At 71.6% G+C, this 24990-nt stretch carries 25 protein-coding genes; 13 read left to right on the top strand and 12 right to left on the bottom strand.

The window, feature by feature from the left end:
- Positions 1–87: 87 nt before the first annotated feature.
- Positions 88–1113, top strand: a complete 1026-nt coding sequence (locus M8542_RS44460) for an aldo/keto reductase (protein ID WP_257926443.1) — start codon at positions 88–90, stop codon at positions 1111–1113.
- Positions 1114–1117: 4 nt separating this feature from the next.
- Here the strand turns inward: M8542_RS44460 and M8542_RS44465 are convergent, their stop codons facing one another.
- The 3 genes from M8542_RS44465 to M8542_RS44475 are packed head-to-tail and all read right to left on the bottom strand — an operon-like array spanning position 1118 to position 3208.
- Positions 1118–2515 carry a class II fumarate hydratase gene (locus M8542_RS44465; RefSeq protein WP_257926444.1) on the bottom strand — a complete coding sequence of 466 codons (1398 nt, stop codon included), beginning with the start codon at positions 2513–2515 and terminating at the stop codon, positions 1118–1120.
- The gene (locus tag M8542_RS44470) at positions 2508–2855 is read right to left on the bottom strand and encodes a transcriptional regulator (protein WP_257926445.1); all 348 of its coding nucleotides are present in this window, start codon (positions 2853–2855) and stop codon (positions 2508–2510) included. Before M8542_RS44470 ends, M8542_RS44465 begins: the two co-directional genes overlap by 8 nt.
- Complete coding sequence (locus M8542_RS44475; RefSeq protein WP_257926446.1) at positions 2855–3208, bottom strand: hypothetical protein; 354 nt, start codon at positions 3206–3208, stop codon at positions 2855–2857. Before M8542_RS44475 ends, M8542_RS44470 begins: the two co-directional genes overlap by 1 nt.
- A gap of 203 nt (positions 3209–3411) precedes the next feature.
- On the opposite strand from M8542_RS44475, the gene M8542_RS44480 reads away from it, so the two are divergent.
- From M8542_RS44480 to M8542_RS44500, 5 genes are all read left to right on the top strand, one after another.
- Complete coding sequence (locus M8542_RS44480; RefSeq protein ID WP_257926447.1) at positions 3412–4044, top strand: GntR family transcriptional regulator; 633 nt, start codon at positions 3412–3414, stop codon at positions 4042–4044.
- Positions 4041–4499, top strand: coding sequence for an OsmC family protein (locus tag M8542_RS44485; protein ID WP_257926448.1), 459 nt, complete (start codon positions 4041–4043; stop codon positions 4497–4499). Before M8542_RS44480 ends, M8542_RS44485 begins: the two co-directional genes overlap by 4 nt.
- Positions 4500–4590: 91 nt before the next feature.
- The gene (locus M8542_RS44490; RefSeq protein WP_257926449.1) at positions 4591–5898 is read left to right on the top strand and encodes a lipase family protein; all 1308 of its coding nucleotides are present in this window, start codon (positions 4591–4593) and stop codon (positions 5896–5898) included.
- A gap of 261 nt (positions 5899–6159) precedes the next feature.
- Complete coding sequence (locus tag M8542_RS44495; RefSeq protein ID WP_257926450.1) at positions 6160–6813, top strand: TetR/AcrR family transcriptional regulator; 654 nt, start codon at positions 6160–6162, stop codon at positions 6811–6813.
- 49 nt (positions 6814–6862) lie between these two features.
- Complete coding sequence (locus M8542_RS44500) at positions 6863–7852, top strand: NAD(P)/FAD-dependent oxidoreductase (RefSeq protein WP_257926451.1); 990 nt, start codon at positions 6863–6865, stop codon at positions 7850–7852.
- Between the two features lies 1 nt (position 7853).
- Here M8542_RS44500 and M8542_RS44505 read toward each other — a convergent pair whose 3' ends face one another.
- The 6 genes from M8542_RS44505 to M8542_RS44530 form a co-directional block, all read right to left on the bottom strand.
- A complete protein-coding gene (locus M8542_RS44505; protein ID WP_257926452.1) occupies positions 7854–8606 on the bottom strand; it encodes a S1 family peptidase in 753 nt (250 codons plus the stop codon).
- Between the two features lie 8 nt (positions 8607–8614).
- Positions 8615–9664 (bottom strand): class II fructose-bisphosphatase, encoded by a 1050-nt coding sequence (gene glpX / locus M8542_RS44510; protein WP_257926453.1) that lies wholly within the window; start codon positions 9662–9664, stop codon positions 8615–8617.
- Positions 9665–9748: 84 nt separating this feature from the next.
- Positions 9749–9976 (bottom strand): exodeoxyribonuclease VII small subunit, encoded by a 228-nt coding sequence (locus M8542_RS44515; RefSeq protein WP_257926454.1) that lies wholly within the window; start codon positions 9974–9976, stop codon positions 9749–9751.
- Positions 9973–10323 carry a hypothetical protein gene (locus tag M8542_RS44520; RefSeq protein ID WP_372508771.1) on the bottom strand — a complete coding sequence of 117 codons (351 nt, stop codon included), beginning with the start codon at positions 10321–10323 and terminating at the stop codon, positions 9973–9975. Before M8542_RS44520 ends, M8542_RS44515 begins: the two co-directional genes overlap by 4 nt.
- 35 nt (positions 10324–10358) lie before the next feature.
- On the bottom strand, positions 10359–11594 hold the full coding sequence (gene xseA / locus M8542_RS44525; protein WP_257926455.1) for an exodeoxyribonuclease VII large subunit: 1236 nt from the start codon (positions 11592–11594) through the stop codon (positions 10359–10361).
- The gene (locus tag M8542_RS44530; RefSeq protein ID WP_257926456.1) at positions 11591–12316 is read right to left on the bottom strand and encodes a lipid droplet-associated protein; all 726 of its coding nucleotides are present in this window, start codon (positions 12314–12316) and stop codon (positions 11591–11593) included. Before M8542_RS44530 ends, xseA begins: the two co-directional genes overlap by 4 nt.
- Positions 12317–12467: 151 nt before the next feature.
- Between M8542_RS44530 and M8542_RS44535 the strand changes: the two genes are divergently transcribed.
- Positions 12468–13463, top strand: a complete 996-nt coding sequence (locus M8542_RS44535; RefSeq protein ID WP_257926457.1) for a 4-hydroxy-3-methylbut-2-enyl diphosphate reductase — start codon at positions 12468–12470, stop codon at positions 13461–13463.
- Positions 13464–13520: 57 nt separating this feature from the next.
- Here the strand turns inward: M8542_RS44535 and M8542_RS44540 are convergent, their stop codons facing one another.
- Together M8542_RS44540 and rmuC are read right to left on the bottom strand one after the other, a co-directional pair.
- Entirely contained in the window at positions 13521–14396 is an 876-nt protein-coding gene (locus M8542_RS44540) for a DUF6542 domain-containing protein (RefSeq protein ID WP_257926458.1), read from the bottom strand.
- 642 nt (positions 14397–15038) lie between these two features.
- Positions 15039–15953 carry a DNA recombination protein RmuC gene (rmuC, locus tag M8542_RS44545; RefSeq protein WP_257926459.1) on the bottom strand — a complete coding sequence of 305 codons (915 nt, stop codon included), beginning with the start codon at positions 15951–15953 and terminating at the stop codon, positions 15039–15041.
- A 225-nt stretch (positions 15954–16178) separates the two neighbouring features.
- Between rmuC and M8542_RS44550 the strand changes: the two genes are divergently transcribed.
- Genes M8542_RS44550 through M8542_RS44560 form a run of 3 tightly spaced genes read left to right on the top strand, consistent with a single transcriptional unit; the run spans position 16179 to position 20491 of the window.
- Positions 16179–17330 carry an exonuclease SbcCD subunit D gene (locus M8542_RS44550; protein WP_257926460.1) on the top strand — a complete coding sequence of 384 codons (1152 nt, stop codon included), beginning with the start codon at positions 16179–16181 and terminating at the stop codon, positions 17328–17330.
- The gene (locus M8542_RS44555) at positions 17327–20278 is read left to right on the top strand and encodes an AAA family ATPase (protein ID WP_257926461.1); all 2952 of its coding nucleotides are present in this window, start codon (positions 17327–17329) and stop codon (positions 20276–20278) included. The genes M8542_RS44550 and M8542_RS44555 overlap by 4 nt, the downstream gene beginning before the upstream one ends.
- 21 nt (positions 20279–20299) lie before the next feature.
- On the top strand, positions 20300–20491 hold the full coding sequence (locus tag M8542_RS44560) for a DUF1737 domain-containing protein (RefSeq protein WP_257926462.1): 192 nt from the start codon (positions 20300–20302) through the stop codon (positions 20489–20491).
- A gap of 7 nt (positions 20492–20498) precedes the next feature.
- On the opposite strand, the gene M8542_RS44565 is transcribed toward M8542_RS44560, so the two are convergent.
- On the bottom strand, positions 20499–21881 hold the full coding sequence (locus M8542_RS44565) for a DNA-3-methyladenine glycosylase 2 family protein (RefSeq protein WP_257926463.1): 1383 nt from the start codon (positions 21879–21881) through the stop codon (positions 20499–20501).
- A gap of 102 nt (positions 21882–21983) precedes the next feature.
- On the opposite strand from M8542_RS44565, the gene ychF reads away from it, so the two are divergent.
- The 3 genes from ychF to M8542_RS44580 all read left to right on the top strand — a co-directional run bounded on the left by ychF (position 21984) and on the right by M8542_RS44580 (position 24986).
- Positions 21984–23066: a redox-regulated ATPase YchF gene (gene ychF, locus M8542_RS44570; RefSeq protein ID WP_257926464.1), complete on the top strand. Its 1083-nt coding sequence runs from the start codon at positions 21984–21986 to the stop codon at positions 23064–23066.
- 137 nt (positions 23067–23203) lie between these two features.
- Positions 23204–24247: a hypothetical protein gene (locus M8542_RS44575; RefSeq protein ID WP_257926465.1), complete on the top strand. Its 1044-nt coding sequence runs from the start codon at positions 23204–23206 to the stop codon at positions 24245–24247.
- Positions 24237–24986: a hypothetical protein gene (locus M8542_RS44580; protein WP_257926466.1), complete on the top strand. Its 750-nt coding sequence runs from the start codon at positions 24237–24239 to the stop codon at positions 24984–24986. Before M8542_RS44575 ends, M8542_RS44580 begins: the two co-directional genes overlap by 11 nt.
- Positions 24987–24990 lie beyond the last annotated feature (4 nt).

Genomic DNA, 24990 nt, shown 5'->3' on the forward strand with positions numbered 1-24990 from the left:
CCGGCTCCGGGTTTGCCGCCTGGTACTGGCAGACCCAGGTTGAGCGTGACCTGGTCCGGTGCTTTTCCCGCCAGCAGGGTGGAGCCCATGGAACGACGAATTCTGGGTGGTACGGGCATCTCGGTCAGCGAGTACGCGTTCGGCGCGATGATGCTGGGCAAGTGGGGCAACCCCGACCACGAAGAGGGCGTCCGGATGCTGCACACGGCGCTCGACGCCGGCGTGAACTTCTGGGACACCGCGGACATGTACTCCGACGGCGAGAACGAGGAGATCGTCGGCAAGGCGCTGAAGGGGCGTCGCGACGAGGTCGTGCTGGCCACCAAAGGCTTCTTCCGGATGGGTGCCGACCCCAACCAGGGCGGGCTTTCCCGGCGGTGGCTGACTCGGGCGTTGGACGACAGCCTGCGCCGTCTCGACACCGACTACGTCGACCTCTACCAGGTCCACCGGCCGGACCCGACGACCGACATCGAGGAAACGCTTTCGGTGCTGACGGACTTCGTGCGGGCCGGCAAGGTCCGCGCGATCGGCTCGTCGGACTTCCCGGCCGAGCAGATCGTGGAAGCCCAGTGGGTGGCGGAAAAGCGCGGCCTGGCCCGGTTCCGCGCCGAGCAGCCGCCGTACTCGATCTTCAACCGGGCGATCGAGGCGGCCGTGCTGCCGACCGCGCGCAAGTACGGCATGGGCGTGCTGACGTGGAGCCCGCTGGCCAGCGGCTGGCTGTCCGGCAAGTACCTGAAGCCGTCCGATGTGGACCTTTCCGAAGGCCGCCGGACGTTGCAGGCGCACAAGTTCGACCCTGCGCTGCCGGAGAACGCGGTCAAGTTCGAGGCGATCGCGCAGCTGAAGAAGATCGCCGACGACCTGGGCCGCCCGCTCACCCACCTGGCGACGGCGTTCGTCCGCGCCCACCCGGGCGTGACGTCGGCGATCATCGGCCCGCGGACACCGCAGCAGCTCGACGACCTGCTCGCCGGCGCGGACCTGGTGCTCGACGACGACGTGCTGGACCGGATCGACGAGATCGTCCCGCCGGGCGCGGACCTGAACCCGGCCGAGAAGGACTACACCCCGCCGGCGCTGGCGGACAAGCGCCTGCGCCGGCGGTAGCGCCTCACTTGCCGCCGCGGGCCATGCGGAGGACGTCGAGCGCCTCGTCGAGCTGCTCTTCGGTGAGCTTGCCGTCCTTCACGTAGCCGCGCTCGATCACGACCTCGCGGATCGTCTTCAGCTCCTTCAACGCCTGCTTCGCGACCGCGGCGGCCTCTTCGTAGCCGATGTACTTGTTCAGCGGCGTCACGATCGACGGCGAGCCCTCGGCGTAGGTGCGCGTGCGCTCGGTGTTCGCGGTGACGCCCGCGAAGACCTTGTCCGCCAGCAGCCGCGACACGGCCGCGAGCAGGCGCGCCGACTCGAGGACGTTGCGGGCGATCACCGGCAGGTTGACGTTCAGCTGGAAGTTGCCCGCGGCGCCGGCGAACGCGACGGCCGCGTCGTTGCCGATCACCTGCGCGACGACCTGCAGCGTCGCCTCCGGGATCACCGGGTTCACCTTGCCCGGCATGATCGACGAGCCCGGCTGCAGGTCCGGCAGCGCCAGCTCGGCCAGGCCGGTGCGCGGGCCGGAACCCAGCCAGCGCAGGTCGTTCGCGATCTTGTTGAGCGACACGGCGATCGTGCGCAGGTGCCCGGACGTCTCGACGACGCTGTCCTGCGTCGCCTGCGCCTCGAAGTGGTCGCGGGCCTCGGTCAGCGGCAGCCCGGTGACGGTGGCGAGCTCGGCGGCCACGCTGGAGCCGAAGCCGTCCGGCGCGTTGAGGCCGGAGCCGACGGCGGTGCCGCCGATCGGCAGCTCACCGAGGCGCGGCAGGCCGGACTTCAGCCGTTCGACGCCGAACCGGACCTGCGACGCCCACGCGCCGGCCTCCTGGCCGAGGGTGATCGGGACGGCGTCCATGAGGTGCGTGCGACCGGACTTCACGACGTCGGCCCACTCCGCGGCGCGGACCTCGATCGCGCCGGCGAGGTACTCGAGCGCCGGGATGACGTCCTTGACGACGGCTTCGGTCGCGGCGACGTGGATGGTCGTCGGGAAGGTGTCGTTCGACGACTGCGACGCGTTGACGTGGTCGTTCGGGTGCACGTCCCGGCCCAGGGCCCGGGTGGCGAGCGTCGCGATGACCTCGTTGGCGTTCATGTTCGACGACGTCCCGGAGCCGGTCTGGAAGACGTCGATCGGGAAGTGCGCGTCGTGGGCGCCCTCGGCGACCTCGTCGGCGGCCTTCGCGATGGCCTCCGCGACGTCGGCGTCGAGCACGCCCAGTTTCAGGTTGACGCGCGCGGCCGCGGCCTTGAGCAGGCCGAGCGCGCGGATCTGGGCCCGCTCCAGGCCCCGGCCGGAGATGGGGAAGTTCTCGACGGCCCGCTGCGTCTGCGCGCGGTAGAGCGCGTCGGCCGGCACGCGGACCTCGCCCATGGTGTCGTGTTCGATCCGGAATTCCTGGTCAGCCATGCTCTCGATTCTGGACCTGTTCCGGCTCGGTCGCGTGGTGGCGTTGCGCACCCCGCGCGACGGCCGCGATGCGCTCCAGCGCGGCCGCGTGGCGCCGGAACGCTTCGCGTCCGCTCGGGGTGAGCGCCACCTGCGTGCGTCGCGCGCCCTGGCCGCGGGACTTCGTCACGTCGACGTGGCCGGCCTCGGCGAGCGCGGAGATCTGCTTGGAGAGCGCGGAGTCGCTGGTGCCGATCGTGTCCCGCAGGAAGCCGAAGTCCACCCGGTCCGCCGGGGCCAGCAGGGCGAGCACCGCCAGCCGGGCCGGGACGTGCAGGAACTCGTCGAAGTCGGGGTCCATCAGCGGCGCACGACGGCGCGGAACGTCCGGCGCCCCGGGCCGGCCAGCGCCGCGGTGGCCAGCGCGGTCGCGGCCGCCGCGATCGTGTGTTGCGCGGGCAGGTCCACGCTCAGCGCGAGCACCGCGGCGGCGATCTGGAAGGCCACGCAGAGCACCAGCAGCACGGCGCCTGCCGCGAAGTACCACAGCAGCTCGGGGCCGGTGGGCTTCCGGTGCACCCGGGCCTGGCGCTGCCACCGGAGCGCCGACAGCAGGAGGACGCCCAGGCCGAGTGCCGCGGTGATCCGGTCCCACGGTCCGGGCAGGTCGAACGACGCGAACACGACGAACACGCCCAACGCCGAGACCAGCACGTACGGCCGGGCGAACCCGTGGTCGACGTACTAGTCGACGGTGCGCTGCTCGAGCCGGCGGATGGTGTCGAGCGAGGTCTGCGCGTCCGGCATCGGTGCTCCTGTCCTCGTACTTTCCTGACAGGAAAGTATCGGGGTTCTTTCCTCTGGGGAAAGTGACGCGACTTGGGATACTTTGTATACATTGGATACGGAGGTGCTCGGTGAACTCGGTATACGAAGACGTGCGCGGCCTGATCGTGCACGGGACCTACCCGGCGGGGCAGGCGGTGACGGAGCAGGAGCTGTGCGATCGGCTCGGCGTCAGCCGCACGCCGGTGCGCGAGGCGCTGCGGCGGCTGGAGGGCGACGGCCTGGTCGAGCCGGCGCGTCGCGGGGTGACGGTCGTCGAGCTGGACTCGAAAGCCCTGCGGGACGACTACCTCGTCCGCGCCGCGCTCGAGGGGCTGACCGCCGAGCTGGCGGCGGCCCGGCAACGGTCAGGCGAACTCGCTCCGGCGGAGCTCACGCGGCTCGAGAAGCTCGCGGCCGAAGCGGACCAGGCTACCCGGAAGGGTGACTTCGCCGCGGGTGTCCGGCACAACCGGGCCTTCCACGGGTACATCGCGGCGCTCGCCGAAAATCCGCCCGCGGTCGAGGTCCTGGACCGGATCTGGGACCGGATCATCGTCTCCACCCGGGCGTCGCTGACCGCGCCCGTCCGGACCGGCCAGGTCGGCGAAGAGCACAAGCACCTGGTCGCGGCCATCGCCGGCGGGCGGGCCGAAGACGCCGCTTTCCTCGCCCGCCAGCACGTCTTGTCCACGATGTACGCACTGGAAGGGGCCGGGAAATGAGCCGGGAACACCACTACGAGGTCACGGTGCGCTGGACCGGCGACACCGGCACCACGAGCTACCGCGGCTACGCCCGCGACCACGACGTCGAGGCGGCGGGCAAGCCGACGCTGGCGGCGACCGCCGACCCCGCGTTCCTCGGCGCCGCCGACCGCTGGAACCCGGAGGACCTGCTGGTCGCGTCGCTGTCCCAGTGCCACATGCTCACGTACCTGTCGGTGTGCGCCCGCTCCGGCGTCGTGGTGACCGGGTACGTCGACAACGCGAGCGGCGTCATGCAGGAGGACGGCGGCCACGGCGGCCGCTTCCGCGAAGTGGTCCTGCGTCCCGAGGTGACGGTGGCGGAGGAAGGCATGCGCGAGAAGGCGACCGCGCTGCACCGCGACGCCCACGAGCAGTGCTTCATCGCGAACTCGGTGCACTTCCCGGTGCGGCACGTGCCCGTCGTGCGGTAGCCGCCGATCGTGTACGCGGCTGTACACCACACCTACTCGCTGGTAGGTTACGGCGATCCGCGTGATCCACTTCATGATTCAAAGGGGAGTCATGATCCGTAGCCACGTCCGCTCAGCCGCGCTCGCCGCCGCACTCGCGCTCACCCTCGCCGCCGCGCCGGCGAGCCCCGCGGCCGCGTCAGCCGATTCCTTCTACTCCTACGACGGCAGCGCGCCGCTGTCGTCCTACGCGCCCGGGACGGTCCTCAAGACCCGGACGCTGAACTACCACGTCGTCGGTCTCCCGACGCCGGTGAAGGCCGTCCAGCTGCTCTACCGCACCACCGACGCGCAGGGCCGGCCGACCGCCAACGTCACCTCGGTCGTCCGCAGCATCACCGGCGACCGCGCGAAAGCAGTGTCGTACCAGTCGGCCTACGACTCGCTCGACCCCGCCGACGCGCCGTCGCGGGCGATCGCCGGGGACGTCACCCTCGGCGGGCTCCTGCCCAACGGCGAGTCGCTGCTGCTGCTCCCGTCGCTCCTGCTGGGGTACAACGTCGTCGTCCCGGACACGGAAGGGCAGACCGCGGACTTCGCGGCGGGCCCGGAGTACGGCGCCACGACCCTGGACTCGATCCGCGCGGTGACCAGCTCGGCCGCCACGGGCATGACCGGCGACACGAAGTTCGGGCTCCTCGGGTATTCGGGCGGCGCGATCGCGACCGGCTGGGCGGCGGCCCTCGCGCCGAGCTACGCCCCGGAGGTCAACGCGAACCTCGTCGGCTTCACCGAGGGCGGCGTGCTCGTCGACCCCGCGCACAACCTGAAGTACGTCGACGGCAGCCCGGTGTGGTCCGGCGTGGTCCCGATGGCGCTGATCGGCGTCTCGCGGGCGTACGGGATCGACCTGAAGCCGTACGCGAGCGAGTACGGGCTGAAGGTCCTCGACGAGCTGGACCACGCGTCGATCATCGCGGCGCTGGGCCGGTACCCGGGGCTGACGTGGCAGAAGCTCGTCAAGCCGGAGTACGCGAACCCGAACTCGGTGCCGCCGTTCGTCGCCGCGGTGAACAAGGTCAACATCGGCTCCGCGCCGACCCCGTCGGTGCCCGGGTTCATCGCCCAGGGCAACGCCGGCTTCCTCGAGGGGACAACGAGCAACCGCCCCGGAATCGGCACGGGCGACGGCGTGATGGTGGCCGGCGACGTGCGGGCACTGGCCCGCCAGTACTGCGCCACGGGCAACGGGGCGATCAAGTACACGCAGTACGACGCACTGAGCCACGTGGGCGGCGCGGCGGCCTGGGCCCCGGCGGCGATCGCCTGGCTGGCTGATCGTTTTGCGGGCAAAGCGGCGCCGTCGAGCTGTGGGCACATCCCGGCGGGGAATTCGCTGGAGCCGGAGCAGCCGGCCTGACAGCGGACGCGCCCGGCGGTTCCAGCCGCCGGGCGCGCTCTCGGGGCTGGAGCGGTGCGGCCAGTTCGGCGTAGCCGACCGGCGGCGTGGCTCGGCCCCCGGCGCGGCCCAGGCCCCGGTGTTGCCGGACCAGCGGCATGGCCGGATCGCTGCGGCCGAATTGGCGGGGCCGACCGCCGCCGCCCTGACACCAGCCTGACCAAGGCCACCGCGCCCAGCGGACCGGCCACCGGGACCGGTCCGCCGGGTACGGTGCCGCGGATGAAGACCCAGGACCGCCGCCTCCCCAAGGGGCCGCACAGCCTCAGCCGGGAAGAAGTAGCCGGGGCGCAGCGGGCGCGGCTGGTCGATGCCGTGCTCGCCAACGTCGGTGAGCGCGGCTATGCCGCCACCACCGTCGGCCACATCACGGCGTCCGCCGGGGTCTCCCGCACCTCCTTCTACGAACAGTTCACCGGCAAGCAGGCCGCCTTCCTGGCCGCCTACCGGGACGTCACCGAGGCGTTCCTCGCCCAAGGCGTCGCGGTCGCCGCCGAAGCGCCCGGCCCGCTCGCCGCCGTCACTGCTTGCGGCGACTTCGTCGTCGGCTACGTGCGTCGCCGGCCGGTGGTCGCGCGGGCCGTGCTCCTCGAGATCTACGCCCTCGGCGATCCTGGCCTCGAAGCACGCGAAGAGGTGCTGCGCGCGAGTGAAGCGGTGTTCGACCGAACGGCGGCGTGGTTGCATACAACGGATCCAATGGTGCCATTGCCGCCACCGTTCACGGGGCGCACCGTCGTCGCCGCGACGATCGAACTGCTCACCCAAGCCATCTGGCTCGCCACCGACGAGGGCTACGACCGGGCCCGCGAAGCCATCCGGCACACCTGGCTGCTCGGCCTGTTCGGGCACCGGAACATCCCCGGCTCCGGCTAGGATCGACTGTGTTCTCGATCACCGCCATCCACCACTGGCTGGAGCGAGCATGACTGAAGTTCCTGGGGACTCCTACGACCTCGTGATCATCGGCGCGGGCCCGACCGGCCTGTTCGCCGCCTACTACGCCGGGTTCCGCGGCCTCTCGATGGCGGTGGTCGACTCGCTGCCCGAGCCCGGCGGCCAGGTGACGGCCATGTACCCCGAGAAGATGATCTACGACGTCGGCGGGTTCGCCGAGGTCCGCGGCCGCGATCTCGTCGAGGGCCTGGTGAAGCAGGCCGCGCCGTGGAACCCGAAGTACCTGCTGGGGCGCAAGGCCGAGAAGCTCGAGACGGTCGGGGACAAGGTCGAACTCACCCTCGACGGCGGCGAGACGCTCAAAGCCGGCGCCGTCCTCATCACCGCGGGCATCGGCGAGTTCACCCCGCGCCCGCTACCCGCCGGCGACGGCTGGCTCGGCCGCGGCATGGTCCACTTCGTCCCGGCGCTGGCCGCGCACGCGGGGCAGCACGTGGTCGTCGTCGGCGGCGGCGACTCGGCGTTCGACTGGATCCTCGCGCTGCACCCGGTCGCGGCGAGCGTCACGCTCGTGCACCGCCGCGCCAAGTTCCGCGCCGCCGAGTCGATCGTCCGGCAGGCGCGCGAACTCGGCGTCCGGATCATCACCGACGCCGAGGTCACGCAATTCATCGAAGCCGAAGACGGCGCGCTCGAAGCCGTCACCGTCGCGATGAAGGGCGCCGAAGACGAGCGACTGCCGGCCAACGCGGTCGTCGCGGCACTCGGGTTCACCGCCGACCTCGGGCCGATCGAGAGCTGGGGGCTGGAGATCGACCACCGCGCCATCGCGGTCGACTCGACGATGGCGACCGCGCGCGAACGCGTCTACGCCGCGGGCGACGTCGCCGCATACCCGGGGAAGGTCAAGCTGATCGCGACGGGCTTCGGCGAGGCCGCGACGGCCGTCAACAACATCGCCGTCGCGCTCGACCCGGACGCCCACCTGTTCCCGGGCCACTCCAGCAACGCCGAGTAGCTCAGGCTTTCGTCTTCTCCGCGATCCACGGCGCGTACGCGACCACGGACGTGTAGATCGACGGCGCCGACGCACACACCGGGTCGTTGTTGCCCGGCCGGCTGGTCACGCCGACGAGCAGCCAGTGGTCGCCGTCGCGGACGATCTCGGGCCCGCCCGAGTCGCCGAAGCACGCACCGGCTGTGCCGCCCGGGTTGTCCGTGCACAGCTCGGCCGTGCCGTCGAACACGGAAGTGCACTTCGCGCCTTCGACGATGTGCGTGTCGAGCTGCTGCAACGTCGTGGGGATCTGTCCGCAGTTGACCTTCGGGCAGGTCTGGCCCCAGCCGAGGATCCGGGTCGCGGTGCCGGGCGCCGCGGCCGTCGACAAGGCGATCGGCGCCGCCTTGGCCGGCGTCGCCAGCTTCAGCAGCGCGATGTCGCCCGCCGGGCTCTGCGTGTTGAACGCCGGGTTCACGATGACGCCGGCGACCTGGAGAACCTCGCCGCCCTGGCCGACGTCGGCCGTGCCCGCCCGCACCGAGATCCCGGCCGGGGTCTTGTCGAACGCGCAGTGCGCGGCCGTGACCACCCAGCCCGGGGCGATCAGCGCGCCGGCGCAGAACAGCTTGCCCGTCGAGGAGTGCAGCGACACCGCGAAGGGGTACGGCTGATCCGCGTCACCGCCCCCGACGATGCCGGGTTCGGCCGACGCGGTGGCGGCGGGGACCGAGGCGAACAGCAGGACCAGCAGGGCGAGCGTTCGCCTGAGCACGGAACTCCTTACGGCAGCGGGGGCACGACGTCGTCGTCGGGCGCGTCCAGGTGGCCGTCGAAGTTGACCGAGGAGTACGCCCGCAGCTTGGTGAGCCGGTGGTAGCCGTCGATCATTCTGACGGTCCCGGACTTGGACCGCATCACGATGGACTGCGTCGTCGCCCCGCCCTCGCGGTAGTGAACGCCGCGCAGCAGGTCGCCGTCGGTGACGCCGGTGGCGCAGAAGAAGACGTTGTCGCCGCGCACGAGGTCGTCGTTGAGCAGGACGCGGTCGAGGTCGTGGCCGGCGGCGAGGGCCTTCTCGCGCTCGGCGTCGTCCTTCGGCCACAGGCGGCCCTGCAGCTCGCCGCCCAGGCACTTCATCGCGCAGGCCGCGATGATGCCCTCGGGCGTGCCGCCGATGCCGATCAGCATGTCGACGCCGGTGGTCGGGCGGGCCGCGGCGATCGCGCCCGCGACGTCGCCGTCGGAGATGAACCGGATCCGCGCGCCGGCGTCGCGGACCTCCTTGATGATCTGCTCGTGGCGCGGGCGGTCCAGAATGCACACGGTGACGTCGCCGACGCTGCTGTTCTTCGCCTTGGCGACCCGGCGGATGTTCTCCGCGATCGGCGCGCCGAGCTCCACCTTGCCCGCCGCCTCGGGCCCGACGGCCAGCTTCTCCATGTAGAACACCGCGGACGGGTCGAACATCGCGCCGCGCTCGGCGACCGCGAGCACCGCCAGGGCGTTGGGCATGCCCTTGGCCATCAGCGTCGTGCCGTCGACCGGGTCGACCGCGACGTCGCAGTCCGGGCCGTCGCCGTTGCCGACCTCTTCGCCGTTGAACAGCATGGGCGCTTCGTCCTTCTCGCCCTCGCCGATCACCACGACCCCGCGCATCGACACCGTCGAGACGAGCTGGCGCATCGCGTCGACGGCCGCGCCGTCGCCGCCGATCTTGTCGCCGCGGCCGACCCAGCGGCCGGCCGCCATCGCGGCGGCTTCGGTCACCCGGACGAGTTCCATCGCGAGGTTGCGGTCGGGCGCTTCACGACGACTCTCTGCGGCGGACATCAGGCCTCCCGGATCGTGGAACTGGCGGGTGAACAGTCTGTCAGATACCCGCGGACTTTCCCGATGCCGAAGGCATGGCGAAGGTCACTGACCGTTGCCGGTTTCGTCTTCGACAGACGCCAGAGCAGCTTCGATGCGCTCGCGGGCGCCTTCGAGATGGCGCTCACAGACCTTCGCGAGCTTCTCGCCCTTCTCCCACAACGCGAGCGACTGCTCGAGGGACAGGCCACCGGCTTCGAGCTCGCGGACGACCTCGACGAGACGGTCCCGGGCCTGCTCGTAGCCGAGTTCCTCGCTGGCTGCTTCACTCACGCTGGGCGTTCTCCGACCTTCCGGCTTGGGCTGTGCGCGCACACTACCGCGCTGGCCATGGCGTGGTCGTACCCGACGAACGCGAGGGCGAACTCCTGGCCGTCACCGTCCGCGATCGCCTCTTCGAGGTTCTCCTGCGCCCCGGCGACGCGCTTGCGGTGCCCGGCGCCGTCGGCGAACCACCAGCGCGAGCCGACCTGCGTCGACGTCGCCTCGGACAGCCGGCGCAGCTGCGGACCCAGTTCGCGGCGGGCCGCGGTGCCGCAGCCGGCGAGCAGCGCCGTCCAGCACTCGGCGGCCGCGCGGTCGGTGCGCATCGCCTGGTCCAGCAGCGGCCACGCGCCCATGCGACGAGCCGCGTCCATCGTCAGCGGGAGGAACGTCACCCCTGCTCTCCTTCCGCCACCGCGCCGATCGCGCCGTCACCCACCCGCACGCGCAGCTGGGCACCGGCCTCGACTTCGGAGACGGAGCGGAGTACCTGGAGGTTGCCTTCGGCGTCGACGAACTGCACGACCGCGTACCCGCGGGACAGCGTCGCGGCCGGGCCGAGCGCGGTGAGGCGCGCCCGCGAGCTCGCGAGCTCGGCCTGGTCCTTGGCGAGCAGCGTCAGCATGGCGCGGCGCCCGCGTTCGCGGTGCACCTCGACGTCGTCCTGGCGGCGCTGGACCGGGCCGAGCGGGTCGGCCAGCGACGGGCGGCTGCGGAGCTGGGTGAGCAGGCGCGTCTGGGTGTCGACCCAGCCGTGCAGGGCGCGACGCCCGCGGTCGCGCATCTGCCGGACGCGCTCGGTCTCCTCGACGAGGTCGGGCACGATCCGCTTGCCGGCGTCGGTCGGCGTCGAACAGCGCAGGTCGGCGACGTAGTCGAGCAGCGGGGTGTCCGGCTCGTGCCCGATCGCGCTGACCACCGGCGTGCCGGCGGCCGAGACCGCGCGGCAGAGCGCCTCGTCGGAGAACGGCAGCAGGTCCTCGACGCTGCCGCCGCCGCGGGCGATGACGATGACGTCGATCTCGGGGTCGGCGTCGAAGATCCGCAGCGCGCGCATGACCTGCGGCACCGCCTGCGAACCCTGCACGGCCGTGTTGAGCACCTTGATCCGGACGTGCGGCCACCGCCCCTGGGCGTTGGCCAGCACGTCCCGCTCGGCGGCCGACGCGCGGCCGGTGATCAGCCCGACGCCCTTCGGCAGGAACGGGATCGGCCGCTTGCGCTGGGCCGAGAAGAGACCTTCCGCCGTCAGGAGCTTCTTGAGGCGTTCGATCCGGGCCAGCAGCTCGCCGATGCCGACGGCGCGGATCTGGTCGGCACGCAGGCTGAGCGTGCCGCGGCCGAAGAAGAACGACGGCTTCGCGTGCACGACGACGCTCGCGCCCTCGCGCAGCGGCGGCTCCATCTCGCGGATCAGCCAGTTCGGGCAGGTCACCGACATCGAGACGTCGGCCGACGGGTCACGCAGCGTCAGGAACGCGGTCTGCGTGTTCGGGCGTGAGCTGACCTGCGTGACCTGGCCTTCGACCCAGACGCTGCCGAGCCGGTGGACCCAGTCGCCGATCTTGCGCGCGACCGTGCGGACCGGCCAGGGCTTTTCGGCGGTGCTCGCTTCGGTTTCGGTCACTGCCCGTTCTCTTGGCCGTCTTCCTCGGCCTGTTCGGCCTTGCGGGCGTTGGCGATCCGGCGCGAGAGCATCCCGGTGAACGACGAGCGGTCGGCGTGCGCGCGCTCGTATTCGAGGATCGTCTCGAGCTGGGAGATCGAGAGCTGACGCAGGCGCGCCCGCAGCTGCGGGAGGGTGAGCTGGTCGTAACCGGTCAGCCCGGCCGGGCCGTCGTACCCGCCGGCGCTGGTCCGGGGCGTCTCGTCCTTGACCTTCTTGTCGATCTTGGGCGTGCCGGGCCGCGGCTTGTTCTCGTCGGTCTCCGGAGCGTCGTTTTCGCCGTCGGCGTGGTCCTGGGCGAGCGCGCGCTCCTCTTCGGCCCACGGGTCGCCCAGTTCCGCCTCGAGCTCGGCCGCTGACGGAACGTGACCGTTGATCTCCGAACGGGGCTCGGGCACGTCGGCGACCGGCGTGAGGTTCGGCCGCACGGGCGGAACGTCGAGGTCTTCGTCGAAGGTTGCCCAGCTGGGCGCGTCCTCGACCGGGCGGAGGCTCGACAGGGCGTTGTCGCCCTTGATGGCCAGCTCGGTGACGTGCTGCTGGACGCGCATGGAGGCCTGCAGCACCTGGCTGACCACGGTCACCGGGAGGCCGGCGAGCTGCCGGGGAAGCTCACGAACCCGCTCTGCGGTGGAGACGGCGAGGCCCGCGGCGACCCGGAGGGGGAGCGGGAATGGCTTCATGCGTCCAGCCTGCCGCATCTAGGCCGAACTGCCCAACCGAACGAGTGGACTTGGGCGCGTTGCGTGACCCCGGGCACAGCTCGGTAGAGGGACGAAGCTCACCCGAAAGGGACTTCGAGTTCGGCTCGGGACAGCCCGTACCCTGGGTGCCATGAGTTCAGCGAGTCCCGGAATCGAGCCCGCGGGTACCCCGACGATCACCGGAACCGCCTCCGGCAAGCGGGTGCTGCTCGCCAAACCCCGTGGTTACTGCGCGGGTGTCGACCGCGCGGTGATCGCCGTCGAAAAGGCCCTCGAGGTCTACGGCGCCCCGGTGTACGTCCGCAAGGAGATCGTGCACAACAAGCACGTGGTCGAGACGCTGCGCGAGCGCGGCGCGATCTTCGTCGACGAGACCTCCGAGGTGCCCGAAGGCGCGCTCGTGGTGTTCTCCGCCCACGGCGTCTCGCCGATGGTGCACCAGGAGGCCGCGGACCGGAACCTGCGCACGATCGACGCGACCTGCCCCCTGGTGACGAAGGTGCACAAGGAGGTCAACCGGTTCGCGAAGGACGACTACGACATCCTGCTGATCGGTCACGAAGGCCACGAAGAGGTCGAGGGCACGGCCGGTGAGGCGCCGGACAAGGTCCAGCTGGTCGACAAGGCCGAGGACGTCGACAAGGTCGAGGTGCGCGACCCGTCGAAGGTGATCTGGCTGTCCCAGACGACGTTGTCGGTCGACGAGACGATGGAGCGCGTCGACCAGCTGCGCGAGCGCTTCCCGGGCTTGGCCGACCCGCCGAGCGACGACATCTGCTACGCGACGACGAACCGCCAGGTCGCGGTCAAGGCGATGGCCGCGGAGTGCGACCTGGTGCTGGTGGTCGGCTCGACGAACTCGTCCAACTCGAAGCGCCTGGTCGAGGTGGCGCTGAAGGCCGGCGCCCGCGCGTCGTACCTGGTCGACTTCGCGCACGAGGTGGACGAGGCCTGGCTGTCCGGCGTCACGACGGTGGGTGTCACCTCGGGCGCGTCGGTGCCGGACGAGCTGGTGATGGACCTGCTGGCCTGGCTGGCCGAGCGCGGCTACGGCGACGTGAACGAGGTGACGACGGCGAACGAGAAGATCACCTTCGCGCCGCCGAAGGAGCTTCGCAAGGTCTGAGTCTCGCTACGCGAAACGGCGGTCACCTCCAGCTGGAGGTGACCGCCGTTTCGTGGGTCAGCGTTCTTCGTCGTCCCAGGGACGGCTCCGGCGCGGCGGAGCACCCCGGCCGCCTGAGGGCCGGCGGGGCGGCGGGGCGTCCCGGCCGTCTTCGGCGGGCGGGCGCGGACGTCGTCGCGGGGCGTCACCGCGAGGCTCGCGCCGACGCGGGTCGCCCTCTTCCGGACGCGGCGCGCGACGGCCGGCCGGCGGCGGCTTGCGCGCACCACGGTCCCGTTCGGCGGGCGCGCCTCGCGGCGTCCGGCGTTCGCCCTCGGCGGGCGGACGCGGGCGTCGCTGCGGCTCACCCCGCCGGGCGCCCTGCGGCAGGGGCGTCTGGCCGGTGCGGTTCGACCCCGGCGGCCGCGGCCGGGCACGCGGCTTTTCGTCGTCTTCGTCCGGCCGGCGGCGTTCGGGCTTGCCCTTCTTGGGGGCGTCCGGGTCGCGCTCGCGGAAGATCCGGACGATCCCGATCAGCAGCGTGAGGCCGGTGGTGATGGCCATGATCGGGAAGCTGTTGATGAGCGGGCTGCCGATGCTCAGGGCCTTCGACAGCATGTCATCGCCCTCGGAGCCCGAGGTCAGCAGGATGACGCTCGGCACGGTGACGGCCAGCACCAGCGGCGGCATGACCATCGGCCCGAAGACGCCTCGGCGCCGCACCGCGCAGACCGCGATCAGGGCACCGGCGATGTAGAGGACGGTGAAGATCAGCGGAATGCTGGTCTGGGTCGGCTTGCCGATGAGGGCGCCCACGACCGCCAGGCCGAGGCCGACCAGGACCGCCGCCCACCAGGGCAGTCCGCGCCTCGAACCGACGACAGGACGCTCATCCCACGGTACGGAGATGTCGTCGGCATCTGGATCGCTCTGGCGATCGCGAATCGCGGTCACGAGACAACACCGTATCTCGTGGTTGTGAAGATCTTGCCAGCACCGCCGCCGACGTGGGTTTACCGCCACCCGGCGGCGTGACTCCGGTGGCCGCGCCGGGTGCTGCTGTGCTGTGGTCCAGTCCGCTGCCGTCGCTGTCTCGTGTGCTCCTTTCCGGGGTGGGTTGTCGCAGGTGGGAGGTTCGGGGGCGGGTTGGCGGTGGGGGCGGACCGCCGGTTGGCGGGTGTGGGGTGACCGTCGCTGACGCGGTGGTCCGGGGGTGTCGTGTGGTCAGGTGGTCGCCGGGTTGGCGGTCAGCCGTTGACGAGACGGCCAAACGTGCCCGTCTTGCTGCGCGGTCCTGCTGCCTGCGGTCGGGCTGGTGTCCGGTTTGTCGGCGAAGTCCCGCGCGGTGCGCCAGCGCTTGCGGGGGATGAGCCCGCGTGTGCTCGCCGCGAGTGGGCGCGGAGTCGCTTGGACACCCGCGAGCCCGGGGCGACCGAGCGAGATGGCTGCCCGCGGCATCGGGGCTGACGCCTGCGCGGTCCGGTCGCGCCGGCGACCGCCCCGGGGATCAGGTCCAGGCCGCCGGCACCGCCACTCGCACTCGTCCGCCATCCGGCCCCGGCCCAACCCCACCACCCGGCCCAGGCGCAACCCCCCTCAGCTCGCCGCCAGCTCGTCCCCCTTCCGCACCGGGGGCACGGCCGTCGGGCTGCCGGCCGCGTCCGTCAGCGGTGCCACCGACGCCCGGAACGCCTCCAACGCCTCCAGCTCCCGCCTCCTGGCCGACAGGAACCGCTGGAGGTGCGTGCTCGACAGGTTCAGCGCCTCCACCGCGCCGCCCGCTGCCCGGTGGGCCGCCGCCGCTCCCGTGCGCACCTGTTCCACGTCCGCCTCCAGCGTGCGGTCGCTCGCCGCGAACAGGGCCGCCGAGGCCAGTACTCCGAAGCCCGTCGGGCCGCACAGGAACACCCGGCGGTCGATCAGCCAGCGCAGCAGCTCCGGGTCCGTGTCCAGCGCCGCCACCACCGCCGCGTCGGAAGGGACGAACATGATCGTGCCGTAGATCGCGTCCGCCCAGCGCTGATAACCCTTGCCGGCCAGCTCGGCCGCCCGGGAACGGATCTGCCGGACGTGCGCGCGCAACGCGTCGATCCGCTCCTCCGGGTCGTTGGTCTCCACCGCCTCGGCCCAGATCGCCATGCTCGCCTTCGCGTCGACCGGCACCGTGCGGTCGCCGCCCACCCGCAGCACCATGTCCGGCTTCGCCGAGCCGCCGCCCGCCACGTCCGTCTGGAGCGTGAAGTGCAGGTTCTCGCGCAACCCCAGTGCCCGCGCCGTTTCGACCAGCACCTGCTCGCCCAGCTCGCCGCGCCCGCTGATCGAGGCGAACGCGACCTCGTACCGCCGCAACGCGAGCTGCTGCTGATCGGTCTTGGCCCGCTCGGCCGCCACCTGCTTCGCCGCCGCGTCGGCCCGCCGCATCCCGTCGTTGTACAGCCGCCACAGCACCGCGACGGCGAACAGCAGCAGGACCGCGAGCACGATCGCCGCGGTGGTCAGCACTGTCGCCACTTCGCTCCTCCCTCCGGGCCGCCTGGATCGGACCGCGGGGACATCATGGCGGACCGCACCGACAAAAACCGCGCCCGATCCGTCGCTCTGGGTAGCTGACCTGCGAACAAATCGAATCCACGCAGGGCGTGTCCGATTCGGCACGCTCGGGTTAGTACACACGTTCGAGTGAGGTGGCGGCGAGCCTCCGGGATTTCGTCGGACCCGGGTCGTACCTTGGCCACCGTGAGATTCCTGCACACCTCCGACTGGCACGTCGGCCGCACGTTCCACGGCGCCGACCTGCTCGCGGAACAGGAAGCGGTGCTCGGGCACCTCGCCGACCTCGTGGCCGGCGAGGCGATCGACGTCGTCCTGGTGGCAGGCGACATCTACGACCGCGCGGTGCCTTCGGCCGAGGCCGTCCGCGTGGCCACCGCGGCGGTCGCGCGGATCCGCGCGGCGGGCGCCCAGCTCGTCGTCACACCCGGGAACCACGACTCGGCGCCCCGCCTCGGCGCCTTCGCGGAGTTCGCCGCGGCGGGCGGCCTGCACCTGCGCACCACGGTCGGCGGGCTGGCCGAACCGGTGCTGTTCGAAGACACCCACGGCCCGGTCGCGGTCTACGGAATCCCTTACCTGGAGCCGGAACCGTCCCGGCACGCCCTGGGCGTACCGGAGGCGCGCGGTCACACCGGCGTGCTCACCGAGGCCATGCGCCGGATCCGCGCGGACCTCGAAACCCGGCCCGGCGTCCGGTCGGCCGTGCTCGCGCACGCGTTCGTCACCGGCGGCGAGCCCACCGACTCGGAGCGCACGATCGCGGTCGGCGGGGTCGAGCAGGTGCCCGGCTCGGTCTTCGACGGCGTCGGCTACGTGGCGCTGGGCCACCTCCACGGACCGCAGACGCTCGCCGAGCACCTGCGCTACTCCGGCAGCCCGCTGGCCTACTCGTTTTCCGAGGCGCGGCAACGCAAATCGGTCTGGCTGGTCGACTTCGACGAACACGGCCTCGGCGAAGTCCGCCGGCACGAGCTGCCCGTGCCACGGCAGCTGGCGACGCTTCGCGGCGAGCTCGAAGACCTCATGGTGGCGCCGGAGCACGATGCGGTCCTCGACCACTTCCTGTCGGTCACGGTCACCGACCGCGTGCGCCCGGTCGACGCGATGCGGCGCTTGAAGCAACGGTTCCCCCACGCGGTCCACCTGGAGTGGGAGCCCGAAGGCGGTTATGCGGGCGCCCCGCTGCGGTACTCCGACGCCGTGCGCGGCCGGTCCGACATCGAGATCTCGCGCAGCTTCCTCGACGACTGCCGCGGCGCCGCGCCGACCGAGAGCGAAGAACAGCTCCTCTTCAAGGCCCTCGAAGCGGCCGACCGGGGGGCCCTCGCGAAATGAGGCTGCACAGGCTGGAGGTCGAAGCCTTCGGGCCGTACTGCGCACGCGAAGTGGTCGACTTCGACGTGCTCGGCGCCGATGGCCTCTTCCTCCTGCACGGCGAAACCGGCGCGGGCAAGACGACGCTGCTCGACGCGATCGCGTTCGCGCTGTTCGGCGTCGTCCCCGGCGCCCGCAACGAAGCCAAGCGGCTGCGCTGCGACCTGTCCGAGCTCGACCAGGTCACCGAGGTCGCGCTGGAGCTCACCGTGCAGGGCCACCGGCTGAAGATCGTGCGCAACCCGGAGTACCAGCGGCCGAAGCGGCGCGGCGAGGGCACGACAACGCAGCAGGCGCGGGTCTCGCTGAGCTGGGTCGGCGCGGCGCCCGCCGGGCTCGCGCCGGAGGGCCTGATCCGGATCGAGGAGGTCGCGCGCACCGTCGAACGGCTCCTCGGCATGACCGCGGCCCAGTTCTTCCAGGTGGTGCTGCTGCCGCAGGGCGAGTTCGCCCGGTTCCTGCGGTCCGACACCGCCGAGCGCGAGAAGCTCCTCGAGCGGCTCTTCGGCACCGAGCGCTTCGCCGACGTCGAACGCTGGTTCGCCGACCTGCGCGCCGAGCGGGGCCGGGAACTCGAGCAGCAGCAAGGAAAAGTGCGCGAGCTGCTGGCGAGGTACGCGCAGGAAGCCCAGCAGGACCCGCCGGAGACCGAAGCGGCAGAGTGGGTCGGCGCCGTGCTCGCGACGGCGGTCGAGCGGCTCGCGCAGGTCACCGCCGAAGAGGAACGGGAGCGTTCGAAAGCGCAGCGCGCCGACGTCTACCTCCAGGAAGAGCGCGCGGGCGCGGAAAAGATCCGGCGGGTCCGCACCGCACACCTGCGGCTCCTGGAAATCACCGAGCAGGCGCCGCAGCGCGCCGAGTGGGCGCGGGAGGTCGCGGCCGCGCGGCGGGCGGCCGGTGTCGCGGTCGAAGCCGACCTGCTCGACCGCCGGGCCGCCGAACTGGCCGACGCTGAAAAGGCGGAGAAAGCGCGTGGGGCGGAGCTGCGCGAGTTCGGCACGAACGCGACCGGTGACCTGAAGGCGCGGGCAGCCACCGCGCGCGAAGAGGCGGGCGCGGTCGCGGAACTGGTCGCGGAGGCCGAAGCGCAGCAGCTCGACGTGATGCGACGGGACGACCGGAAGCTGGCCGCGGTCACCGCCCGGCAGCAGGTCGAGGAGCTGACCGCCGAGCTGGCGGCCATCCCGGGCCAGCTGGCCAAGCTGCGGGCGGACGCCCTCGAAGCGGCCGAAGCCGAAGCCAAGCTCGACGGCGCGCGGGCGAAAGTCGAAGAGTTGCGGACCGCGGCGCGTGACGCGGCTGAACTTCCTGAGGCACAGGCGAAGGTCGGTCGGGGCGAAGCGAAGCTGCGTGAGGTGGTCGACGCGCACCAGGCCGCTCGGCAACGACGGCTCGACCTGCGGGAGCGGCGGCTCGACGGGATGGCGGCCGAGCTGGCGGCCGCGCTCCCCGAGGGCGCGCCGTGCCCGGTGTGCGGATCGGCCGAGCACCCGGCGCCCGCGAACCGGGACGTCGAGCTGGTCGACCCGGCGGAGGAGCGCGCCGCCGAAGAAGCCGAACAGGCGGCGGACGCCGTGCGCCAACGGGTCGTCGTCGCCCTCGAAGAAGCGAAGGCGCGGGTGGCCGGGCTGATCGAACGGCTGGCCGGGCGCACCGCCGAGTCGATCACCGCCGAACTGGCCGAAGCGCGTTCGGCGGTCGTCGCGCTGAACGAGCGGGCAGCCGCGAAGGCGAAGCTCGGTCAGCAAGTGGTGCTGCTGGAGCGTGACCTCGAAGCGCGCACCGAACGTCGCCGCCAGGCCGAACAGGCCGCCACCGAAGCCACGGCCGACGTGCGAGGCCTGGACGAGCGGCTGGCCGAGCGCGAACGCCGGCTCGTCGCCGGGCGAGGCGAGTTCGCGGACGTCGGCGCCCGGCGGGCGCACCTCGTCGGGCTGGCCGAGACCCTGGAAGCGGTCGCCGAGGCCCGGACGGCGGTCGCCGGCGCCCGGGAGCGGGTCACGCAGCAGCGCGCGCTCGTCGAGACCGCGGTGAAGGCGAAGGGGTTCACGTCGCTGAAGAAGGCGCGGGCCGCGATGCTGCCGGACGAGCAGATCGAGAAGCTGGAGCAGGGCATCGCCGAGGCCGAGGCGGCCGCGGCGGGAGCGCGGGCGCTGCTGTCCGAACCGGACCTCTTCGGCATCTCGCCCGAAGACGTCGCGGACGTCGACCGTGCGGCCGACGCGGCACAGCTGGCGCGGGCGCGAGCGGACTCGGCGTACGCGGCGCTGCGGGTGGCTGCGGCCCAGCACGACGAGCTGACCCGGCTGGCCGGCCTGCTGCGCACGGCCCTCGCCGGACTCGCGCCGGCCGAAGCGGCGTATGCGGAGCTTCGCGCGCTGGCGGAGGTCGTCAACGGGCGCGGACAGAACAGCCGGAAGATGTCGTTGCGGTCGTACGTGCTGGCGGCGCGGCTCGAGGAGGTGGCGGTCGCCGCCACGCACCGCCTGCGCACCATGAGCCAGGGGCGGTACTCGTTCGTGCACTCCGACGCGGCCGGGGCGCGCGGCACCCGCGGCGGCCTCGGCATCGACGTGCTGGACGACTACTCGGGCACGATCCGCCCGGCGAAGACGCTGTCCGGCGGCGAGTCGTTCCTGGCGTCACTGGCCCTGGCGCTGGGGCTGGCCGACGTGGTCGCCGGCGAGACCGGGGGCGCGCTGCTGGACACGCTGTTCGTCGACGAAGGCTTCGGCACGCTGGACGCCGAGACCCTGGACGTGGTCATGAACATCCTCGACGAGCTGCGTGCGGGTGGCCGCGTGGTCGGCCTGGTGTCGCACGTCGAGGAGCTGCGGCAGCGCATCCCGACGCGGTTGCGGGTCCGCAAGTCCCGCACGGGCTCGACCGTGGAGGTGCGCGCGGGCTGACACCTCGGCCAAGATGAAGTCATGATGGACCAGCCGCCGAACGGCCTGCCGCGCTACCGCCTGCTCACCGGCCCGGACGACGCGAAGTTCTGCCAGCGGGTCAGCGAGGCGATCGAGCTCGGCTACCACCTCCACGGCTCCCCGGCGGCGACCTTCGACGGCAACCAGGTCATCGTGGCCCAGGCCCTGCTCTGGCACGGCGAGCAAGGCTGACACGGGATCAGGCCGAGCGCCGGAGGTACATCCCGGCGTAGGAACACCACGGCGTCCACGCGCGGGCTCGTTCGCCGAGGGAATCCGGCGGGATGCCCAGCACCTCGGCGCCGCGGCGGACGGCGGGGTCGTCGGCGAGCAGCACGTCCGGGGCGCCGAGGATCCGCATCACCACGTAGTCCGCGGTCGACGGGTCGACGCACGCCAGCAGCTCCGCCCGCAGGTCCGCCGCGTCCCGGCCGACGTGCACGTCCAGCCGGCCTTCCGCCAGCGCGGCGATCCCGGCGTGGCCCGGCACGGCCTCGGCGACCTGGGCCGCCGTCGGGAACAGCCGCGTCACGCCCCACTCGCCCGGCACCACTTCGCCGACCGGCACCTCGTGCAGCAACGCGCGCAGCAGCAGCTCTTCGCCGTCCACCGCGCCCGGGACCCGGATCCCCGGGACCGCCGCCACCAGCGGCGCCAGCGCCGGGTCCGCGCCGAGCACCCGGGTGACCGCCGCCGGGTCGGCGTCGAGATCCAGCAGGCGGCGCACCCGGCTGACCGCGCTGCCGAGGTCGCGCAGGTCGGTCAGCAGCAGCTCGCACCGCACGTGGTCCGGTTCCGGCGTCAGCCGGACGAGGCCGGAGCCATGGGCGAGCCGCAACGTCCGCGCGTAGGACCTCGAAGTCACCTCTTCCACGCCCGGAACCGCGTGGGCCGCGAAGTAGCGAAGCAACCCGGCCGCGTCGAACGGCGGCCGGAACGGCAACCGCAGGCTGAGCCGCGTGCCGCTCACTTCGCCGTCGCGTCGACGTCGGGAAGCCGCGAAGGCGCGAAGCTGCGAAGGCGTTGTCGCGAACACCTCGCGGATCGTCTCGTTGAACTGCCGCACGCTGGAGAAGCCCGCCGCGAACGCCACGTCCGTCAGCGGCAGCCCGGACATCTCGATCAGCAGCCGCGCCGAGTGCGCGCGGTGGGCGCGCGCCAAGGCCAGCGGGCCGGCGCCCAGCTCGGCGGTGAGGACCCGGCCGAGCTGACGCTCCGAGTAGCCGAGCCGTCGCGCGAGGCCGGGGACGCCTTCGCGCTCCACCGTGCCGTCGGAGATCAGGCGCATCGCCCGCGCGGCGAGGTCGGCGCGCACGTCCCAGTCCGGCGAGCCCGGCACGGCGTCGGGCAGGCAGCGGCGGCAGGCGCGGAAGCCGTTGGCCTGCGCGGCCGCCGACGTCGGGAAGAAGCGGACGTTCCGCTCCTTCGGCGTCGACGCCGGGCACGACGGGCGGCAGTAGATGCCGGTGGTGCGGACCGCCATGATGAACTGGCCGTCGAAGCGCGAGTCGCGGGCGGTGACCACGCGGTAGCAGCGCTCGGCGTCGCGCCAGAGCGCCGGCGCCGCCGTTGAGGTGACCATGCGTCCGAGCATGTCAGCAGGTCGGCGTGCCCGCTGGCGGAAATCCGACGCCGCGTTGGCCGCGTGGGGCCCGGCCACGGCCGACACGTAGACTGCGGGATCGTGAGTCTCACCCTCGGTATCGTCGGCCTGCCCAACGTCGGCAAGTCCACCCTGTTCAACGCGCTGACCCGCAACGACGTGCTCGCCGCGAACTACCCGTTCGCGACGATCGAGCCGAACGTCGGGGTCGTGCCGCTGCCGGACCCCCGGCTGGACAAGCTGGCCGAGCTGCACAAGTCGGAGAAGATCGTGCCGGCTGTGGTGTCCTTTGTGGACATCGCGGGCATCGTGAAGGGCGCTTCCGAGGGCGCCGGGCTGGGCAACAAGTTCCTCGCGAACATCCGTGAGGCCAACGCGATCTGCCAGGTCATCCGCGTGTTCGACGACCCGGACGTGGTGCACGTCGACGGCCGGATCGACCCGTCGAGCGACATCGAGACGATCAACACCGAGCTGATCCTCGCCGACCTGCAGACGCTCGACAAGGCGCTGCCGCGGCTGGAGAAGGAAGCGCGGACGAAGAAGGAGAACAAGCCCGCGCTGGACAACGCGCAGAAGGCGAAGGAGATCCTCGACGCCGGGCGCACCCTCTTCCAGGCGCAGAAGGAGGTCGACTTCGACGCGCTGCGCGAGCTGAGCCTCCTGACGACGAAGCCGTTCCTCTACGTCTTCAACGCCGACGAGCCGGTCCTGACCGACGAGGCCCGCCGCGAGGAGCTGACCAAGCTGGTCGCCCCGGCGGACGCGGTGTTCCTCGACGCGAAGGTCGAGGCGGAGCTGCTGGAGCTGGACGACGAGGAGTCGGTGCGCGAGCTGCTCGAGTCGGTCGGCCAGCCGGAGCCGGGCCTGTACTCGCTGGCCCGCGCGGGCTTCCACACGCTCGGCCTGCAGACGTACCTGACGGCGGGCCCGAAGGAGTCCCGCGCCTGGACGATCCCCCAGGGCGCAACGGCCCCCCAGGCGGCGGGCGTGATCCACACGGACTTCGAGCGCGGCTTCATCAAGGCGGAAATCGTCTCCTACGAAGACCTGATGGAAGCCGGCTCGATGGCGGCGGCCCGCGCGGCGGGCAAGGTCCGCATGGAGGGCAAGGACTACGTCATGGCCGACGGCGACGTGGTCGAGTTCCGCTTCAACGTGTGAGCCGTGAGCTGAAGCCCCCATGACACGTGTCGTGGGGGCTTTGCCATCTGGTCGCGGAGGAGTGTCGCGGTCCTGTTCGGCGTTCGGTATTGACCGAACACCGAACCAGGGGGATCATTTGATTCGTGAGGTCCCGCTTGGATGAACGTGACGCCTTCGACGCGCTCTCCTTCGCTGTGCGCTCCCTGGGGCTCGATGTTCGCCTCGAGCGCGGATCCGGCGACGATCCGGCGCATGCCATCCACGTTGCATTGCCGGACGGCAAGACTGTTGCCGTAGTGGTCAAAACGGCTTCGTTGGTGAATGCCGACAGCGCGGTGGGACAGCTCCGCAGATGGTTCGAGACGATCGGTGCCGATGCCGCGCCGATGGTCGTCGCCGGCCGGATCACGGCGGACGGGCGTGACCGGCTGAATCAGGCCGGTTGGAGCTGGCTGGACCTGCGCGGTCATCTGAGGTTGACCGGGCCTGGTCTGTTCGTTGACGCGGACGTCCCCGCCCTGTCAGAGCCGCGGTCCGTTCGTCAGGGGATCAACGGGCGGGTCGGCATCGAGCTCGCAGCACTGCTGTTGTCAGATCCGAGACCGCGGCTCGGAGTTCGGGATGCCGCGGCTGAGCTGGGGCGAGCCGCTAGTTCGGTTTCGGAAGCCTTCGCCGCGCTGCGCGCAGCAGGCCTGGTCGACGCGAAACGCACGCCGGCCACGCCGGAGCTGTTCTGGGAACTCGCTGAACATTGGAAGCCGGTCAGTGTGGATCTCGCGAGCATTCCGAAACCGGGTGGCGGGCGAGAAAATTCGGTCCTGAGTTTGGGCTTCGACGACGTCGAGTCGACTGTGGGTTGGGCACTGACCGATACGGTGGCGGCAGTTCGCTACGGTGCTCCGATTTCGGCACGAGCTGACCATCCACCGGATTTCTACGTCCCCGACCAGAGCGTGCTGCGCCGCGCCACCCGGCTACTGGGGACCGCCGCCGAAGGGCCGGCCAGGGCGGCCCGCATCCGTGTCGCGCCGACCCCCCTCGTGTGTGCCCGGCGCGTGGATGCGACGGCATGGGCCAACGAACCGTGGCCCTTGGCGGGCCCGTTGTTCGTGGCGCTCGATCTCGCGCAGGATCCCGGGCGTGGCCGGGAGGTCCTGGACATGTGGACGCCGGAAGAACCGTGGCACCGTGTCTGGTGAGACTCCGGGCGTCGTGCTGGCCGGTGGTTCGATGACCCGGCTCGTGAGCGCGATACCGATCATCGCCGAACGGACGGGACGCCCGGTCGTTCTCGTCGGGGGCCTCGCGGTCATGTGCAGGCTGACCAACCCTTACCGGGCAACGACCGACCTCGATACCGTTGACCGCCGGACGGCAAGTGAACGCTCACAGCTCGAACTGCTCGTGTCGACGGGAGCTACGCCGAGCGGGCCGTCCGGTGTTCTGGTTCGGACTGCTCACGGTGAGGTGCAGGTCGATGTCCTGGAAGTGACGGACGCCGAAGTCGATGACCTTCCTGATGATCCGACTGATCGCTTGCACGTCCAGGCTCACGCTTGGGCCGCATCGACCGCGTCCGGGCTGGTATTGAAGGCGGAGGGGCTTCCACCGTTGACAGTGCGGGTGTCCGAGCCTGGTCCGATCATCGCGATGAAGCTGCAGTCGATCATGAATCGTGGATCGGTGAAGGAAGGTACCGATCTTCTCGACATTGTCCGGATCACCTTGGATCGCAATTGCGGACCTGTGTCCCGGGACCAACTCGAGAAGGCCGGCGATCAACTGCGTGCCGACACGCTGCTCCATGCCGTGCGGTGGTTCGATCAGGCGGTGGATCGTTCACTGAGAAAGATTCAGGCGGTCCCCGAGAGCGGCGATATCGAGCTGGAAGACCTCCAGCTGGTCGGCGAGCTGCTCGTCACCGCACTCGAAGGGTAGAAGG

The sequence above is a fragment of the Amycolatopsis iheyensis genome (assembly GCF_024703995.1).
GTDB lineage: Bacteria > Actinomycetota > Actinomycetes > Mycobacteriales > Pseudonocardiaceae > Amycolatopsis > Amycolatopsis iheyensis.

Excerpts from the sequence above, each read along its gene's own strand:
- M8542_RS44460 (WP_257926443.1), top strand. The coding sequence starts at position 88 with ATGGAACGACGAATTCTGGGTGGTACGGGCATCTCGGTCAGCGAGTAC.
- M8542_RS44465 (WP_257926444.1), bottom strand. The coding sequence starts at position 2,515 with ATGGCTGACCAGGAATTCCGGATCGAACACGACACCATGGGCGAGGTC.
- M8542_RS44470 (WP_257926445.1), bottom strand. The coding sequence starts at position 2,855 with ATGGACCCCGACTTCGACGAGTTCCTGCACGTCCCGGCCCGGCTGGCG.
- M8542_RS44485 (WP_257926448.1), top strand. The coding sequence starts at position 4,041 with ATGAGCCGGGAACACCACTACGAGGTCACGGTGCGCTGGACCGGCGAC.
- M8542_RS44490 (WP_257926449.1), top strand. The coding sequence starts at position 4,591 with ATGATCCGTAGCCACGTCCGCTCAGCCGCGCTCGCCGCCGCACTCGCG.
- M8542_RS44495 (WP_257926450.1), top strand. The coding sequence starts at position 6,160 with ATGAAGACCCAGGACCGCCGCCTCCCCAAGGGGCCGCACAGCCTCAGC.
- M8542_RS44500 (WP_257926451.1), top strand. The coding sequence starts at position 6,863 with ATGACTGAAGTTCCTGGGGACTCCTACGACCTCGTGATCATCGGCGCG.
- glpX (WP_257926453.1), bottom strand. The coding sequence starts at position 9,664 with ATGTCCGCCGCAGAGAGTCGTCGTGAAGCGCCCGACCGCAACCTCGCG.
- M8542_RS44520 (WP_372508771.1), bottom strand. The coding sequence starts at position 10,323 with ATGGGCGCGTGGCCGCTGCTGGACCAGGCGATGCGCACCGACCGCGCG.
- M8542_RS44530 (WP_257926456.1), bottom strand. The coding sequence starts at position 12,316 with ATGAAGCCATTCCCGCTCCCCCTCCGGGTCGCCGCGGGCCTCGCCGTC.
- M8542_RS44535 (WP_257926457.1), top strand. The coding sequence starts at position 12,468 with ATGAGTTCAGCGAGTCCCGGAATCGAGCCCGCGGGTACCCCGACGATC.
- M8542_RS44555 (WP_257926461.1), top strand. The coding sequence starts at position 17,327 with ATGAGGCTGCACAGGCTGGAGGTCGAAGCCTTCGGGCCGTACTGCGCA.
- M8542_RS44560 (WP_257926462.1), top strand. The coding sequence starts at position 20,300 with ATGATGGACCAGCCGCCGAACGGCCTGCCGCGCTACCGCCTGCTCACC.
- M8542_RS44565 (WP_257926463.1), bottom strand. The coding sequence starts at position 21,881 with ATGGTCACCTCAACGGCGGCGCCGGCGCTCTGGCGCGACGCCGAGCGC.